This is a genomic window from Corallococcus sp. 4LFB, assembly GCF_046520365.1.
GTDB classification, from domain to species: Bacteria; Myxococcota; Myxococcia; order Myxococcales; family Myxococcaceae; genus Corallococcus; species Corallococcus caeni.
The window spans coordinates 18346-34835 of sequence record NZ_JBKGHJ010000028.1 but is presented as its reverse complement, the minus strand read 5'-3'; the positions used below and the strand labels follow the sequence as shown (position 1 = coordinate 34835).

The window sequence follows — 16490 nt, the reverse complement described above, 5'->3', positions numbered from 1 at the left end:
CCGTCGAGTCCCAGGGCCACGGTGATGCAGAGGCCCGCGACCCCGAGGAGCCCGACGCCGGCCGCGATGAGTCCACCCATGCCGCGGCGGGGGGCGGGGGCTTCCGCGAGGAAGTCGTGGGGTTCGGTGGGGCGGACGGAGGCGCGCGCCGGCGTGTTGCGGACGGGGGGCGAGGACTGCTTGCCGCGGGAGGACGGCGCGCGGCGGACCGCGGGAGTCTTCTCCGGGGCCTCTTCGGGAGGCAGGGACGGCACGCGGGAGATGGCCGTCTCGTTGTCGTTCAGCAGGGCCTGCGGCGCGGCGTGGGGCTGGGTGACGCGCAGGCTGTCCTGCGTGGAGGACCGTGGGGGCCGGGGCCGGGAGTCCTCGGAGCCGTTGCTCGAGGCGTCGCGGCCGGCACGGGACCGTGCATCGCCGGTGGATCCGTGCGAGGCCTCGCGAGGAGGGCGGGGCCGCGAGTCTTCCGCGCCGCCATTCGAGGCGTCGCGAGGACGCGCCCGTGCATCGTCAGCCCCATTCGCTGCCTCGCGAGGAGGACGGGGCCGCGATTCCTCCGCATCCCGTCCAGCCCTTGGCTTCGGCTCCTCGGTACGGGCCTCCGCGGCCTCACGTCCGGAGCGCGAACGCGGATCCTCGGAGCCATTGCCGGAGTCCCTCGTGGAGCGCTGCCGCGACTCCTCCGGCGCCCCGTTCGCCGCGTCCCGCCCTTCGCGTCCACTCCGGGCCCGGGGCTCGTCGGGCGGCGCCACGAAGGCCGGAGGCTCCTTCGAGTAGCGCGCCTTCGGCTCCTCGGGAGGCTGGGCACCCACGCGCGACAGCGGCGTGAGGATCGTCTCACCCTCGGCGTAGCCAGGGGACGTCGTGACCTGGGACGCCGTGATGCGCAGCGACGAATCCAGCACCACCGGCGGCAGGGACGGCTGGGTGCGCACGCCCGGTTCGGAATCGTCGGGCCGCGCGGACATCTCATCCGTGGGCGGAGCCGCGACCGGAGGCGGCGACACCCGGCGCGAGGCAGGCGGCGGCGCGGGCTTGCGGACCGCCAGCTCCTCCGTCGTGTTGCGGCGGCCGTCCCCAGCGCGGGAGCCGCGGCCGCCTTCGCCGGAGCGGGAGCCTTGGGAGGAGCCGCGGGCGCGCGAGGCGGCAGCGCGGAGGAGATCTGCGGCAGCGCCCCCGTGGGCGGCATCGTCACCGGCTCCGGGGCGTCCGCGCCCCGGGCCAGCACCTGCGCCACCTGCGTCTCGCTGGAGGTGCCGTCGCCTGTCGACTGCCCGCTCATCAGCAGCAGGCGGGTCTGGTCGCGGCGCTCGGTGAACAGCCGCAGCATCAGCTCGCTGCTCTGCTCCGGGTGCCAGATGCGAGGGCCCACGGCGCGCTCGATGGCGCGGGCGAACTCCAGCGTGGTGCCGTAGCGGTCCTCGCGCCGCTTCGCGAGCGCCTTGAGGACGATGGCGTCCAGCTCCGGCGGCACCTCCTTGTTCACGCGCGAGGGCGGGGTCACGTCCCCGCTGAGCACCGCGTTCATCATCGCTTCGGCGCTCTTCGCGTAGAACAGGCGCATGCCGGTGAGGCACTCGTGCAGCACCACGCCCAGGCTGAACAGGTCGCTGCGGGCGTCCAGCGGGTCGCCCATGATCTGCTCGGGGGACATGTAGCCGCTGGTGCCCTTCACCATGCCCACCTGCGTGCGGCCCGCGCGCGCCAGGCTCTTGGCGATGCCGAAGTCGAGCAGCTTGGTGACGCCCTCGTACGTCACCATGATGTTCTTCTCGGCGACGTCGCGGTGGACGACGGGCGAGGGCCGGCCCAGCGGGTCGGTGAAGCTGTGCGCGTAGTTGAGGGCCACGGCCGTGTCGCGCACGGCCATCAGGCTCAGGCCCATGGGGATGGGCTCATGGGCGGAGCGGCACGCGCGGGCCACCTCCACCAGGGTGGCGCCCGGGACGAACTCCATGGCGAGGAACAGCTCGCCGTCCGCCACGTCCAGGTCGTACACGTGGGCGATGTGCGGGTGGTTGAACGCGGCCGTGACCTTGGCCTCGTCCAGGAACATCCGGACGAACTCCTCCTCGCCGCGGATGTCGGGGAGGATCTGCTTCAGCACCACCATCTTGCGGAAGCCGGCCAGGCCCTTCTGGGCCGCGAGGAAAATCTCCGCCATCCCGCCTGTCGACAGGCGGCAGAGCACCTCGTACTTGCCCAACACCCGGCCGCGGAACCCGTCCGGAGTGAGCGTCAGCGTCGTCCCAGCCATTGAAGGGGTCCGACTCTACACCGGGGCAGGCACCGGCGCGAAAGGCCCGGACCCCCGTTTCTGGCCGGATGCCAGGGTTTACGGGGAGCTACTGACGGTCATCCGGCGGGGGAAGGGGGCAGCAACTCACGGACCTCGCGGGCGAAACCCGGCACGCTGCGCGCCAACCCGTCCAGGAGCCTTGTCAGGGAGATGGGCGGATTGCGCAGGGCCTCGGCCTGGGCCCGGAGCATCTCCAACACCGTCTGGGGTGCCTGGCTGAGCAGGTGTTGAAGGAAGGTGTCGGGGTCCTGGGCCTGGAGCGTCGCGGGCAGGTGTTGCTTCTCGAAGTCCCGCAGGTTGTTCGTGACGAGCGTCTGGGCGCCCACGTGGACCGCGGCGGCGAGGACGTGCCGGTCCTTCTCATGGTTGGTCATGGAGGCGATGAGCCCCTCATGGCCTGTCACCATGGCCTCGGGAAAGGCCGCCTTCATGGCGGCCACGCGCCGCGCGGCCTTCTCTTCCGGCAACCCGATGGCCTTGATGAGGTTGCGGCGCGTCTCCTCGAGGATGCGCTCCGTCCAGTGGATCTGGATGAGCCCTTCATGCGCCGCGCTCAACAACGTGTCGCAGACGGTGAGGGGAATCAGGACGTTCGCGTCGAGGACGACAGGAAACGGAGCATGAATCACGGGGTGGGGCGTCCTCGCGATCCTCAGTCGAACTCGGGATAGCCCCCGGCGTCCTGGCTCTCGCGCATCATCGCGTCGAGCTGGGAGCGGCGGTCGGACTTCTGCCGTGCGCGGTACTCGAGGACGTCCTTGCTGTAGACGCGACGATGGGTGCCCGTGCGGTGGAAGGGGATGCGGCCCTCGTCGAGCAGTTGCACCAGGTACTGCCGCGAGACGTTGAGCAGGTTCGCGGCCTGCTGGGTCGTGAGCTCCTTGTGGACGGGGACCACGGTGACGGCGTCCCCCGACGCGAGGATGGCGAGCAGCTGCTGCATCAGCGCAAGCACGTCCGTCGGCAGCGGCACGGATTCATGGTTGGGCCCCAGCAGTGAGAAGAGCGGGTGCCCGCCACCCTTGTCGCTCAGCTCCCGGGTGATGAGCTGCGCGAGCTTCCGCACCTGCTCCAGCGTCACGTCGCTGGCGGCGACAGGCTCCGACGCCCGGGGCGGAAGGTCATTGGCGGTGGGCGAAGTCACGGGGTGCCTCCAGGCGCGGGCCATCCGGAATCATGGCCATATCCGACGCAAACGCAAGGCAGCCCCATGAGCATGGTCAGGATGTCACCCTGACAGGCGTCCCAACCGCAACATGCATCCCAGGATCTCCCCGCCCACCCTGCAGGTGGGCTACGACGGCGCCGACATGGACACCTCCGCCTCCCCGCGCACCGTCACCGGCCGCGTCGACGTGCATCCCCGTGGCTTCGGCTTCCTCACCGTGCAGAAGCCCGGCACCCCGGAGGTGCTGTCCGCCTTCATCACGCCTCCGGACCTGAACCCCCTCTTCGCGGGCGACGTCGTCTCCGCCACGGTGACGGCCTCCGGCGAGGGCCGGTGGACCGCGTCCGGCCTGTCGCTGGTGGAGCGCACCCGCACCGTCGTCTACGGCGAGGTCGTGTCGCGCAAGGGCGCCTTCTTCCTGCGCATCGACAAGGAGGTCTCCAACACCGACTGGCCCCTGGACCCGGGCTCCACCCCCGTCCAGCACAACGACGCCGTCGTGGCCCGCATCGCGGAGGGCAAGGTCGTCCTCGTCTACAAGCTGGAGCCGGCGCGGACCGCTCCCTGGAGCGCGTCATCGCCCGCCACGGCCTCCACCGGGACTTCCCGCCGGAGGTCATCGAGGAGGCCCTCCGCGCGAAGCAGACGCCCCACGCCCTGGGCGGCGCCCGGCGTGACCTGCGCTCCATCCCCACCGTCACCGTGGACGCGCCCTCCACGCGCGACATCGACGACGCCATCTCCGTGCTGCCCGCCGGCCCGGACGGCGCCCTGCGCCTGCTGGTGTCCATCGCGGACGTGGGCGAGTCCGTGCAGGAGGGCACCCCCCTGGACCTGGAGGCCCGCGCCCGCGCCACCAGCGTCTACCTGGCCGGCCGCGTGCTCCCCATGCTCCCGGAGGAGCTGTCCGCGCACTGGCTCAGCCTGGTCCCCAACGAGGAGCGCCACTGCCTCACCGTCGAGCTGCGCATCGACGCGGAGGGCCGCGTCACCGCCGCGGATGTCTACGAAAGCCTCATCCGCTCCTGGGCGCGGCTGAACTACGACGAGGTCGCGGACTTCCTCGATGACGGCACCGTGTCCCCCGCCATGGAGCCCGTGCGCGACGCCATGCCCTGGTTCCGCCTGGCCTCCGCGCGGCTCGCCGTGTCCCGCGCGGCCCGCGGCGGCATGGCCATGTCCCGCGACGAGGCGCGCTTCACCTTCGACACCGCGGGCGCCGTGTCCGGGCTGGCCGGGGAGAAGGACACCTCCGCGCACAACATGATCGAGCGCTTCATGGTCGCGGCCAATGAGGCCATCGCCTCCTGGCTGATGACCCGAGGCGTGCCCACCGTGTACCGCGTGCACGAGCAGCCGGATCCGCAGCGCGTGGCGGACGTGAACGCGTTCGCGCTGCACTCGGGGTTCGCGGCGGGCTTCGGCGCGCAGCTCACCCCGCTGGCGCTGGCCGCGTTCGACCGGCAGATCGCCGGCGCGAAGGCGGAGGCCGCGCTGCGCTCCGTGCTGCGCCGCTCGCTGGGCCCGTCCCGCTACACCGTGGTGCCGGGTCCGCACTTCGGGCTGGCCGCGCCCTGTACCTGCACTTCACGTCGCCCATCCGCCGGTACGCGGACCTCGCCGTGCACCGGCTCATCAAGGCGTACCTCCACGGCCGGCGCGACTTCGTGCACGAGGACCCGGAGCTTGAAAAGCTCTCCCAGCACATCAACGTGCGCGCCCGCTCCGCCAACCGCGCGGAGGCGGACCGCCACCACGAGCTGGAGGCGCGCTTCATGTCCACCCGCATCGGCCAGCAGTTCCCCGCGCGCGTCGTGCGCGTGAAGCCCTTCGGCCTCATGGCACAACTGGATGGCATGTGGGTGGAGGGCATGGTGCCGGCGGAGGGACTCGCGGGCGGCCCCTACCGTCCGGACGCGCGGGAGCTGTCCATGGTGGGCAAGACGCGGACCTTCACCGTCGGTATGCCCATCACCGTGAAGGTCGTCTCCACGGATGAGCAGCTGGGCCGGGTGGAGTTCGCCCTGGTGGAGTAGCCCGCCCCAGACGGCAAAGGCAGTCGTAGTCCTTCGATTCGAGGGGTCCCGGAAAAATAAGTGAACCAGTCCCGCGGGCCCGTTTCGTATCCGGTCCGCAGGCACTGACATCCGCCACCCCGTTCGCCTGCGAGTGCGTCCCGACTTGAAGGTAGGCAAGCCCATGCGCGGCCGGCGCAGGGCATTGCCATGGAATTGAAGACCCAATGAAAAGAAGAATCTCAGCAGCATGGGGGCTGGGGATTTCCCTGCTCATGGTTGCCTGTGGGCAACCCTCCGAAGAGGAAACCACCCAGGCAGCACTGTCCACGATGGAAGAGGCCCTGACGCCTCCCAGCTGCCGCCCGACGCAGGCGCCGGAGACACTTCCGGGCGCGCCCACGGGCCTGGACATCGTCTGTCAGGGGCCCTGGGAGTACCGCGACGAGTGCTACAAGCTGAGCAACACGTCGGCGTGTCCCCAGGACGGCTATTACGACAAGGCCTGCAAGGTGGACGCGACGTGCGCCTATTCCTCTCGCGGCCAGCAGACCTATACAGACAGGCGGGCCACCGGAAAGACCGTCGCCATGCAGTACTGCGACTACTCCGAAAAGCCTCCCTGCGAGACCACCACCACCACCACCTATATCCTGACGTGTCAGGACCGGGCCCTGCAGCTGCTGGGAGATCTCCGCGCCCAGGGCCTGGAGGACCCCAAGTTCCCCCTGGCCATCGCGTCCGTCTCTTCGACGTGGACCCGGGTGTACGGCACCGCGACCAGCAGCAGCAGCAGCGGGACCGGCTGGAGCCAGAAGACCACCACCACGCCGTGGACGGAAGACTGCTCCATCACCGTCAACAACGTGGTGTCGTTGTGGACGACCGGCCAGCACCCCGAGTGTGGCCAGGTGGACTCCACCTGCCCTGACACCACGCGGCCCAAGTACCTGTACTGCCGCGCGCCCGCCCATGGCACGGAGAACGACCCCGCGACGTGCGACGCGCTCCCGGGCTTCGGGGTGAAGTACTCCATCGGCGGGCTGTCGCAGAACACGCTCAAGAGCACCGCCGACGCCCAGGCCGACATCCGCGTGGGGACCGACCTGCTGAACCGCCCGCGCTGCACGACCGCGGACGACACCGCCTACGCCTCCGTGGACGCCAAGTACACCCGGCTGGTGACCCAGCTGGACTCCATCTCCCCGACGGAGATGCGCTTCGACGCCCCGCTGCTGAAGTTCAAGCTCGTCAACGCGCTCAAGCTGCTCTTCGAGCTGCACGCCGACAGCCCCGACCTGGATTCCAACGTGCAGGCGGGCACCTACGCCACGCGCCGCGCCCGCCTCCAGGCGCTCTTCACGGCCTACCCGGACATCAACCACTTCTTCCGGGTGGATCCGACGGTGGACTTCACCTGGGGCCGCAGCGGCCCCGTCGACTTCATGTCGCCGGACACCTTCTCCGTGCGGTGGACGGGCTTCGTGGAGGCGCCCGCGGCGGGCACCTATGCCTTCCACGTGAAGTGGGATGACATCGTCCGCCTGTGGGTGGATGGCCAGCTGGTGCTGGAGCGGATCGGCTACATGGGCGACGTGTGGCACCAGGCCAGCGTCACGCTCACCCAGGGCCGCCATGCCCTGAAGCTGGAGCACGTCGAGGGTGCCTGGGAAGCGGGCATGCGCCTGTACTGGCAGCCCCCGGGCGCCACGGCCGCCGCGCCCATCCCCACGAACCGGCTCTTCACGCCGGACCAGGCCCAGAACGGCCTCTTGGGCGAGTACTTCGACAACGACAACTTCACGTCCGACGCCTGCACCACGGGCCTGCCCGAGGTGTCCGCCAGCTTCCCCGCCTCCAAGGACGTGCTGGGCACGCTGGCCCTCTGCCAGCGCCTGCTGGACAGCCACGTCTCCGCCACCGCCGCCAGCGGCCTCCTGGACACGTGCACCGCCGCCGTCACGGGCATCGAGCAGCTGGCGTCCGCGGGCATGGACACCCAGGCGTACTGGACCGCGTACGACAGCATCATGTCGCAGCTGCTGCTCAAGGGCCTGCCGGGCATGACGACGACGCTGGGCAGCAGCAGCCGCGTGGGAGAGCTCCGCCTGAAGCTCCTCTCCATCCAGCGCTGGTACGGGGCCGCCCGCGCCCACCTGTCGTCCACGACGACACCGTCGCCGGAGCTGATGGCGCAGGCCAGCCAGGTGATGAAGGCCTTCTGGACGGGCGCCTGGCTGAAGGACGAGCTGGGGCTGACGGCCACGACCAACGCGCAGGCGGAGATGGTTCGCGCGAAGCTCCTCTCCGACGGCTTCATCGCGGACCGCCAGGTGCTGCTCGCCGCGTTCGGTGAAGGGGGCGCGCCGCCGCTCACGGGCGCGCCGCTGCTGTACCTGCTGGACGACTCGCTGCGGGGCCTGAACGAGCGCATGCTGGACGTCAGCCGCCTGCATGACATGGGCTGCCGCTTCGTGTCCTGCACCACCCGGTCCACGGTGACGAGCCAGCTGTGGAACGTGCTGGCGCACCTCAACGACCCGGCCACCTTCTCCACCTACGTCACCGCCGCGGTCAACATGTCCACGGAGTGGAATACGGTCTTCACCCAGATGAACTCCGGCCACGGAGCCTTCCGCTCCGCGGTGGAGGACGCGCTGGGGCGCCCGGCCGGCAGCTACGACAAGAACGACCTCTTCACCCGGCCGGTGTCCGGTCCCGCCATGTCCCTGACGGCGATGCTGCGCGAGGCCCAGGCCCGCGCCACCGGCTACGCGGTCAACGGCCTCTTCACCGCCGAGGACGAGAGCACCGTCAAGGTGGGGCTCGACCTGCAGAAGCAGTCGGCCGTCCTCACCGAGCTCAACAAGATCATCGGGCAGCTGGACAGCAACATCTCCTATTACAACTCCAACCGCGCGACGCTGGTGCAGGGCCTGCTGGACCAGCTCCAGAACCAGGGCAACCTGGCCAACATGGACACGCGGAGCCTCCAGCTGGATGCGCAGCTGAAGGCGCTCATCAAGGACATCAACGGCCTGCGCGTGAGCAAGGCGGTGGAGGAGGCCCGGCTGGGCGACTTCATGGATGGCTTCGAGGCCCTCTACCCGGCCATCGCCGATCCGGGGGCGCTCATGCTGAAGACCGAGCACCCCCTCACCGTCCCCAACCGGGGACGCGGCGGCCCGGGGGACGATGACGTGTATGCCATGGCGGCGCTGAACCCGGATGGCTCCACCCTCCAGCTCCAGCCCACCGTGGGCAGCCAGCTCGTCGTCCAGGTGTCAGGCCGCTGGTCCCCGACCTGCGCGCTGGGCCTGACGGCCGGTCCCAATGGCAGCCTCGTGCGGGTCCGGACGTCCTCGCAGACGCCCCTGCCCATCATGACGGGACCCGAGGGCTTCACCGTCACTGCGTCCGCGGGCAACTACACCGCGGCCGCGAACGACACGGTGAACTCGCAGGGCAACTTCTCCAACGCGACGAACTCGGACTCGTTCTGCGCCGGGTTCAATCCCTCCATTCCCATCATCGGCGGTATTGGCGGCGTCAACAGCTGCATGACGTCCGAGACGGGCACCACGTGGAACCGGACGTGGAACCAGACGTCCTCCACTGGAAACGAGACGCGCTCCACCTTCTCCGTGGCGCGCGGCGTGCGGTCCCTGCTGGCGCCGTTCCCGGACGAGCCGGTGGGCAGCCTCCTGCTGGTGGAGATGGTTCACGGGGCCACGGACCGCGCCAACGTCCGCTCCGTGCGCGTGCTCCAGTCGCCGTCCACCTCGGTGCTGGTGACCGCGGAGTCGGACTACTACGTGGTCGTCAATGACGCCCCCATCGTGGTCAACACGCCCACCGCGGCGTGCAGCGGCTGGGTGGGCACCTCCCAACTGGACGTCCGCATCGCGGAGCTGAGCCCGCAGGCCAACGAAGCGGTCCTGCTCACCTCCAAGCTGGTGACGGGCCTGGAGAAGCTGAAGCAGGACGCGAAGCTCTACGCCGCGCAGGGCCGGCTGCTGCCTGGCCAGATCACCAGCCTGCGCGCCCAGGCCTTCAGCGACATCTATCAGGCGTGCGACTGCACGAACCTGGAGACCTACCCGGAGAGCCTGAGCGCCCTCTTCGGTGCCTTCGTGGAGAAGGCGCTGGTGGACGTGGAGCGTGAGGTGGAGCTCATCAACCTGGAGCGGCAGCTGCGCCAGGTGGCGCTTCAGATCCAGGCGCTGGAGGACGAGCGCGCCAACGCCCAGACCCAGTCCCGCTTGCTGGGGCTGATGCCGGCCTGGGCCCTGCGCAACCTGGAGGGCACGGCCCTGCGGGTGCAGCTGGAGGCCCTGGAGGTGGTGATGAGCCAGTGGCTCGCGCCCACCGTGCGAATCCTGTACCCGGAGACCCTGGTCAGCTTCTCGGATACCGAGCTTGCCAGCATCAATGCGCTCACGGCCATCGACCCGACCTCCACCAGCACGGACCTCAGCGCGCTGGCGCAGACGGCGAAGGCCGCGGCCCAGGCGGTGGAGACGCACCTGTCGGCGCTGCGCGTCGCCGGTCCCAACACCCAGGTGCTCGACGTCGTCATCAGCATTCCCCGGCAGGACAAGACGCCTCAGACGGTCTACCGCAAGCTGGAGGCCGGGGCGGCGAAGCAGGTCTGGGACGACATCCTGGCGAACCGCAGTCCCACGGTGACCCTCACGCCGGAGCACTTCTACCGCAAGGGGGGCGGGGTGAATCTGCTGCCCTGCAACATGATGACGCCCATCATCCGGTCGATGACGTTGTACAGCGTGCTGCTGCCCAACAACTCCGCTCCGGCCGCCAACACGACCACGAGCCTGACGCGGACGATGGGCTTCCCGACGACGTCCAACCTGTTCCGGTATGACTTTGCTGACGATACCTACCTGGGGCCCCCGGTGAGGTTGAACTTCGGCACGACGCAGAACCTGGCGGAGCTGCAGCCAGCGAGCCAGATGGATACCTACCTGAACAACTCGTCAATCGCCACGGGTCTGTCACCCTTCACCAGCTACCACGTGAATCTGGAGGGGCTCGCGGACCCCTATCCGCCTGCGGCGCCGAACCTCATCAGCCCTGCCAACCCGCTGGCGAAGTCCAGCGAGCTGCTGATGATCTTCAGGGTGGAAGTGAAGCCGAAGGGCACCGCCGCGGTCCCGTCCGGTGTGATGCGCTGCCAGTAGCCCGTCGCCCGTAGGACAGCGAAGTCAGTCATGGCCTCGTCCGGTGGGTGCAACCCGGGCGGGGCCTTTTTTCCAACGTCTGTCTTTCCTTTTCTCAGTGAGACATCGCCATGCGGAATGTATGGGGTTTGCTAGCCGGGCTGTGGTGCGGGCAGGTGCTCGCCCAGCCCTTCAATGATGCGTTGGTGCAGGCGCCGCAGCTGGAGGCACCCAAGCGCGGAAGTCTGGTGGGGCAGTACGCGGCCACGGAGCTGGGGCCCGCGGATGTGAGCCGGGGTGGCTTCAGCCTGGCGTCCACGTTCGGCGCGCCCACGGAGCGCGGTGTCCTCCAGGCCGGGGTGTTCCCCACCTATTCGCCCGAGGGAGGCATTGGCGAGTGGGGCCAGGGCTGGGGCGTGTCGCTTTCCATGACGCGCACGCGTGTCATGGGGGAACTGGACTACGCCACCGACGAGCTCACCGGGCCCTGGGGCCGCATGGTGAAGGGCACGGACGGGCGGTGGTACCCCGTGGGCCTCAAGGGCAACGTGCGCCTGGAGGAGCAGGGGACCACGCTGGTGGCCCTGCTGCCGGACGGCAGCCGCTGGACGTTCGGCGGCACCGCGCGCGTGCAGACCGCGCGAGGCACCTACGCATGGCACCTCACGCAGGTGGTGGATGCCACCGGGCACAAGACGAAGCTGGAGTGGACCGCCAATCCCTCCGGGCGCCTGTTCCTGACGGCCGCCCTTTACGGCGGGCTGGGGGACGACTTCCAGGAGCGTGTGGACTTCGTCTACGACACGGTGGCGACGCCCTTCGTGGACTGGCGCTCCGGGCAGGCGCTGCGGTTGGACCGGCGCGTGTCGCACGTGGAGGCGCGCAGCAAGGACGCCGTCACGGGCCAGTTCGGGCTGCGCTGGAGCCATGCGCTGAGCTACCGCCAGGACGCGCTGGGCCCTGGCTTCCACCTGGAGTCCGTGCAGCGGACCTACGCGTCGGGGCAGTCCGAGCCGGCGGTGACGTACACGTATGAGAACGCCGAGGACCTGCTCCCGGCGGTGGCGCCGCGCTTCATCCCCAAGTTCGACAACGTGATGCTGGCCTACTCCGAAGGGGTGGCCCTGCCCTCCGAGTCCACGGCGCTGGACGACGGCGACGACGGGCTGGTGGACCTGGAGAACCGCACGGACTTCAGCCTCATCCGGCAACAGCCGGGAGGCTACACGTTCGAACCGCTGCCTCCGGCCGCGCTGGATGCGCGCCCCGAATGCCGGCCGGATGCGTCCACGTCCAACACGCCCCGCCTGCTGGCGAAGATGCGGCCCCAGGAGACCGACTACCAGGTGGTGTCGCTCTCCTGGAACGCGTTCCTGAACAAGACGGAGATGCTGGTGTGCGAGCGGGATGGGCACGCCGTGCACCAGGGGTGGCTGTATGACTACTGGAACCTCGGGCCCAACACCCGGCTGGTGGACCTGAACCGGGACCGGCGGCCGGACCTGCTGAATGTCTATCCGGGCGGCTACAGCGTGCTGCCCAATGAGAGCACGGCCACCGTGTATGCCTTCGCGCCCGTGCCGGTGATGGGCACGCTGAACCTCCAGGTCTCGCCCCAGGCCACCTGGGTGCAGGACTTCAACGGAGACAGCGTGGCGGACCTGGTGGTGCGCTACTACAGCGACCTCTTCGTCTACGAGGGCAAGGGCCAGCTCCAGTTCGAGGAGGAGCCGCACATCTACGAGGCACGCTTCCCGGACGGCTCGCCGGTGTCGCTGGCGGGCTTCGAGCTGAGCTTCACGGACGTCAACAACGACGGCCTGCAGGACGTCATCGCTGGCAGCTATTACGGGGCGCTGCTGATGGTGAACGACGGGACGCGCCTGGTGCAGGTGCCGGTGCCCGCGCTGGAGTTGCTGGCGTGGACCTCCAGCTTCCCGGTGGTGCAGGACCTGGAGGGCACGGGCAACACGGAGCTGTTCTACGTGGAGAACGGCCTGGCCCACTCCGTCGCGCTGGACACGCCGGGCACGGGCCTCTTGAAGTCCGCGGACGATGGCAAGGGGACGCGGATCTCCTTCCGCTACGCGCGCAGCCCCGTGGCCGCCCAGCAGGGCGCGCGGCAGCCGGTGCTGGACACGCTGACGGTGGAGTCCAGCGGGCAGGAGACGAAGGCCTATCACTACACCTACGACCAGCCCGCGATGCACTCGGTGGGGAGGTTCCTGCTGGGCTACGGCCAGGTGACGCGTGAGGGCGTGAACGTCCAGGAGGAGATGTCCTTCTTCAACGACGACGACACCGCGGGCCTGCTGCTGTCCTCGCGTGTGCGCGACGCGAAGGCGCCCCAGGTGGAGCAGTTCTCCAGCAGCCAGTACGAGGACGTGTCGCTGGCGGGCGTGCCGTGGAAGCGGTTGCAGTCGCGGGAGCAGGGCTGGCGGTCCACGACGGACGGCCAGCAGGTGTCGGAGGTCACCGAGTACGAGGCTTATACGGCGGATGTCTGCCCGTCGCGGATGGTGACAACCACGGCGCAGGGCACGCTGACCGTGGAGCGGGCGCGGGCGTCGGTGCCCGGGCTGGGCCTGGCGCTGCACTGCCTGGAGAGCCACACGGAGCTGACCGGGCAGCATGCGCAGCAGCCCTGGATGGACTTCCACCACGAGGGGGTGGTGGAGCGCGACTCGAAGGGGCTCGTCACGGCGGTGCGCAGCGTGGCGGGCACGCAGACGGTGACGTTGCAGGAGGTGACGTACAACCCGGACTCCTCGCTGGCCTCCATCACCGTGCCGGGCAAGGGCACGGCGTACTTCCACCAGGAAGCGGGACGGCGGCTGCTGTACCAGACGGACGCGCCGGACGGCGTGGTGACGCGGGTGGTGGACCGGAACCCGCTGACGGACGCGGTGCTGACGCTGGAGGTGGACCGGGGCGGGACGCCCTACCAGCGCTACTTCCGCTACGACGGCCAGGAGCGGCTGACCCGGGAGTGGGACAGCCTGGGCGGGTCCGACCTCAATCCCAAACAGACGTATGGCTATCAGTACGCCACGGCCACGATGCCCGGCTCCTTCCAGCTCTCCACGCTGGTGGACGCCTCCCAGGGCGCGGTGCGCGAGTCCATCGAGTACGTGACGGCGTCGGGGGATGGGCTCACGTCGGCCCACCGGATTCCGGAGGGCTGGACGTTCGACAGCCTGAGCCGCAGGGATGGCGCACACGCGGAGCTGCGCACGCTCTTGCGCCCCGCGGTGGGGCCGGCGACGAACATGCTGGCCATGGACTACGCGGCGCTGCTGGCGGGTGGCCGGCAGGTGGCCTTCCAGAGCGCGTCCGCCTTCGGCCATGACGCGGCGACCACCACGGCCTTCCACGAGGGCGTGGAGAAGCAGGTGGCCACGAGCCTGGGCTTCGAGGCGGGGGCGCTGACCCAGACGGCCGTGGAGAACGGGACCTTCACCGCGAGCCGTACGCTGGACGCGGCGAAGCGCGTGCTGATGCAGGAGGACGAGGCCCACACGCGCTACGGCTACCACTACGACGCCTCCGGACGCCTGCGCGAGGTGGTCATGCCGGACGGTGCGACCCACCGCGTGCACTACGACGGCCACGGCCGCGTGAGCCAGCTGGTGCGCCAGGGCATCGCGACGGTGGAGTACAGCTACGACCCGACGAAGGGGTGGATCACCCAGAAGCGCTTTGTCTCTCCGGCGGGCGCGCTGCAGCGCCAGGTGACGTTCGCCTACGACACGCTGGGGCGGCCCTTCACGGAGACGCACAGCCTGGCGGCCGGTGGCAATCCGCAGGTGTACAGCTACTACCACGACGGGGCTTCGCCGACGCAGGGGCCCACGGGGGACCAGAAGGGCCTGCTCACGGCGGTGTCGGGCGACGGCTACGTGAAGACGCTCACGTACCGCGAGGACGGCAAGCTGCTGTCTCGCACGCTGGCGCTGACGGGCTGGCGCACGGTGCAGACGCAGCTGGCGTACAACGACGTGGGGGACATCTCCTCCAGCACCACGGTGCTGAAGGATGCGAGCGGCGCCGTGCTGTCGTCGGACACGCAGGCGTACAAGCTGGACGCGTACGGGCGGCTCAAGGAAGCGTGGCTGGGGACGGGCAGCACTCCCGCCGCGCTCTGGGCTTCGCTGGCGTATGACGGCGAGGGACGGGTGTCGTCGGTGGACTTCACCGGCGGGACGCACGTGGGCTTCGGATATGACGCCCTCACGCGGCAGCGCATCACGCAGACGCAGACCACGCCCACGTGGAGCGCCGCGACGGCGCAGCGGTTCAACGCCCGGGGCCTGGTGGAGTCCGAGGACTTCACGGTGGGCTCGCAGGTGTGGCAGCGCGACTACGCATACTCCGCGCAGGGCTTCCTCACGCAGGCGCAGGACGCGCACGACAGCTACGGGTATGGCTATGCGCCCGAGGGGCTGCCCACGTCCATCGAGGAGAACGGCACGTCGCGCGCGGTGACGCGCACGGGCAGCACGCTCACCGCGGGCAACGTGACGTACACGTTCGATGCGCTGGGCCGGGCGGTGACGAAGGGGGACCTGACGTTCACCTACGGGCCCAACGGGCACGTGGCCACGGCGGCGCGGGGCAACAAGCAGTGGCACTTCCTCTACGACGAGACGGGCCAGCGCATCCTCAAGCGCGAGGGCACGGTGCCAGTGGCCGCGTACCTGGAGGATGGCGAGTACCTGGACGCGTCCGGCCTCACGGTGCCGGTGCACTTCGCGGGTCAGCTGGTGGGCGTCCTCCAGCAGGGCACGTTCCGCCCGCTGGCGGCGGACACGCGGGGCACGCTGCTGACGGACACGGCGGGCGCGCCGTTCGTGGCGTCGCCGTACGGCAACCGCACGGCGCATCCGGATGTCTCGGCTGCGATTGAGTTCGTGAAGAAGGGGTACGACGCGGACCTGGGCCTCATCCGCATGGGCGTGCGGGACTACGACGCCACGCTGGGGCAATTCCTCACGCCGGACGGCCTGTTCCTGGAGTCGCCGGAGATGTGCCTGGCGAGCCCAGCGAGTGCAACCTGTACTCGTACGCACGTGGCAACCCGACGGGCTTCACGGATCCGAGTGGCAAGTGCTCGGCGAGCTTGAAGTCTGGCATTGACTGCCTGGGGCCCGCGCTGGCGCAGGGCGCGGCGGTCGAGCAGGAAATGGTCATGGCCTGGAACGACGGCAACTACGGCACGGCCTCGGTCGCGGCCGTCCTGGGCGTGGCCAACGGCGCCCAGGTGGTGTCGATGTTCCTGGTGCAGGGCGTGCTGGACGTCGGCAACGCCAGCTACAACGCGACGTCTGGTTTCATGGAGGGGGACTACGACCGCGCCCGCGACGGCTCCATCCAGCTGCTGGCGGCCATGGTGCTGGGAAAGATGGGGCAGAGCGCCACGGTGATGAGCGCGGAGCTTGCTCCGATCAACCGGATCACCTCCCAGCTGGCGGCGACGAAGACCACAACGACGGTCGCTGCCAAGGCCACCGCCGAGGCTGCGGAGGTCTTCCAACACGGCAAGATCTACGAAATGACCATTGCAACGAGCAAGGGTCCCGTGGACATGCTCGCGGAGGTGGTCGTGTCAGGGAAGACCTTGACGTTGAAGGACATGGCGATCTTCCAGCGCGGAAAGGAGCCCCTGACGGGCCTGCTGAGGGAGGTGCTCAAGGGGAAGACCGAGCTGGTGAACGCCGCTCGCGAGGCCGGCTTCGAACAGTTGATCATCAAGGGCATTCGCCACCCGGAAGCCAGCACCTCCGCGAAGCCAGGTAAGATCGTCGAAATCACCGTCGACCTGCTCAAATGAG

At 69.6% G+C, this 16490-nt stretch carries 7 protein-coding genes and 1 pseudogene; 4 read left to right on the top strand and 4 right to left on the bottom strand.

What is annotated here, in order from left to right; translation table 11 throughout:
* The 4 genes from ACLEQD_RS05445 to ACLEQD_RS05430 all read right to left on the bottom strand — a co-directional run.
* On the bottom strand, nucleotides 1-254 hold a 254-nt coding region (locus tag ACLEQD_RS05445), incomplete at its 3' end, for a hypothetical protein (RefSeq protein WP_410382254.1).
* A gap of 26 nt (nucleotides 255-280) precedes the next feature.
* Nucleotides 281-2254, bottom strand: coding sequence for a serine/threonine-protein kinase (locus ACLEQD_RS05440; protein WP_410382253.1), 1974 nt, complete (start codon nucleotides 2252-2254; stop codon nucleotides 281-283).
* A 98-nt stretch (nucleotides 2255-2352) separates the two neighbouring features.
* Entirely contained in the window at nucleotides 2353-2925 is a 573-nt protein-coding gene (locus ACLEQD_RS05435) for a putative toxin-antitoxin system toxin component, PIN family (RefSeq protein ID WP_410382251.1), read from the bottom strand.
* 23 nt (nucleotides 2926-2948) lie between these two features.
* Nucleotides 2949-3440 carry a helix-turn-helix domain-containing protein gene (locus ACLEQD_RS05430; RefSeq protein WP_410382249.1) on the bottom strand — a complete coding sequence of 164 codons (492 nt, stop codon included), beginning with the start codon at nucleotides 3438-3440 and terminating at the stop codon, nucleotides 2949-2951.
* Between the two features lie 166 nt (nucleotides 3441-3606).
* Here ACLEQD_RS05430 and ACLEQD_RS05425 point away from each other — a divergent pair.
* The 4 genes and pseudogenes from ACLEQD_RS05425 to ACLEQD_RS05410 all read left to right on the top strand — a co-directional run bounded on the left by ACLEQD_RS05425 (nucleotide 3607) and on the right by ACLEQD_RS05410 (nucleotide 16489).
* A pseudogene (locus ACLEQD_RS05425) lies at nucleotides 3607-5500 on the top strand (ribonuclease R family protein).
* 311 nt (nucleotides 5501-5811) lie between these two features.
* Nucleotides 5812-10680 (top strand): PA14 domain-containing protein, encoded by a 4869-nt coding sequence (locus ACLEQD_RS05420; RefSeq protein WP_410382247.1) that lies wholly within the window; start codon nucleotides 5812-5814, stop codon nucleotides 10678-10680.
* A gap of 155 nt (nucleotides 10681-10835) precedes the next feature.
* Entirely contained in the window at nucleotides 10836-15782 is a 4947-nt protein-coding gene (locus ACLEQD_RS05415; RefSeq protein ID WP_410382245.1) for a hypothetical protein, read from the top strand.
* Nucleotides 15779-16489, top strand: coding sequence for a hypothetical protein (locus tag ACLEQD_RS05410; protein WP_410382244.1), 711 nt, complete (start codon nucleotides 15779-15781; stop codon nucleotides 16487-16489). Before ACLEQD_RS05415 ends, ACLEQD_RS05410 begins: the two co-directional genes overlap by 4 nt.
* The last annotated feature ends 1 nt before the right edge of the window (nucleotide 16490 follow it).

Excerpts from the sequence above, each read along its gene's own strand:
- ACLEQD_RS05440 (WP_410382253.1), bottom strand. The coding sequence starts at position 2,254 with ATGGCTGGGACGACGCTGACGCTCACTCCGGACGGGTTCCGCGGCCGG.
- ACLEQD_RS05420 (WP_410382247.1), top strand. The coding sequence starts at position 5,812 with ATGGAAGAGGCCCTGACGCCTCCCAGCTGCCGCCCGACGCAGGCGCCG.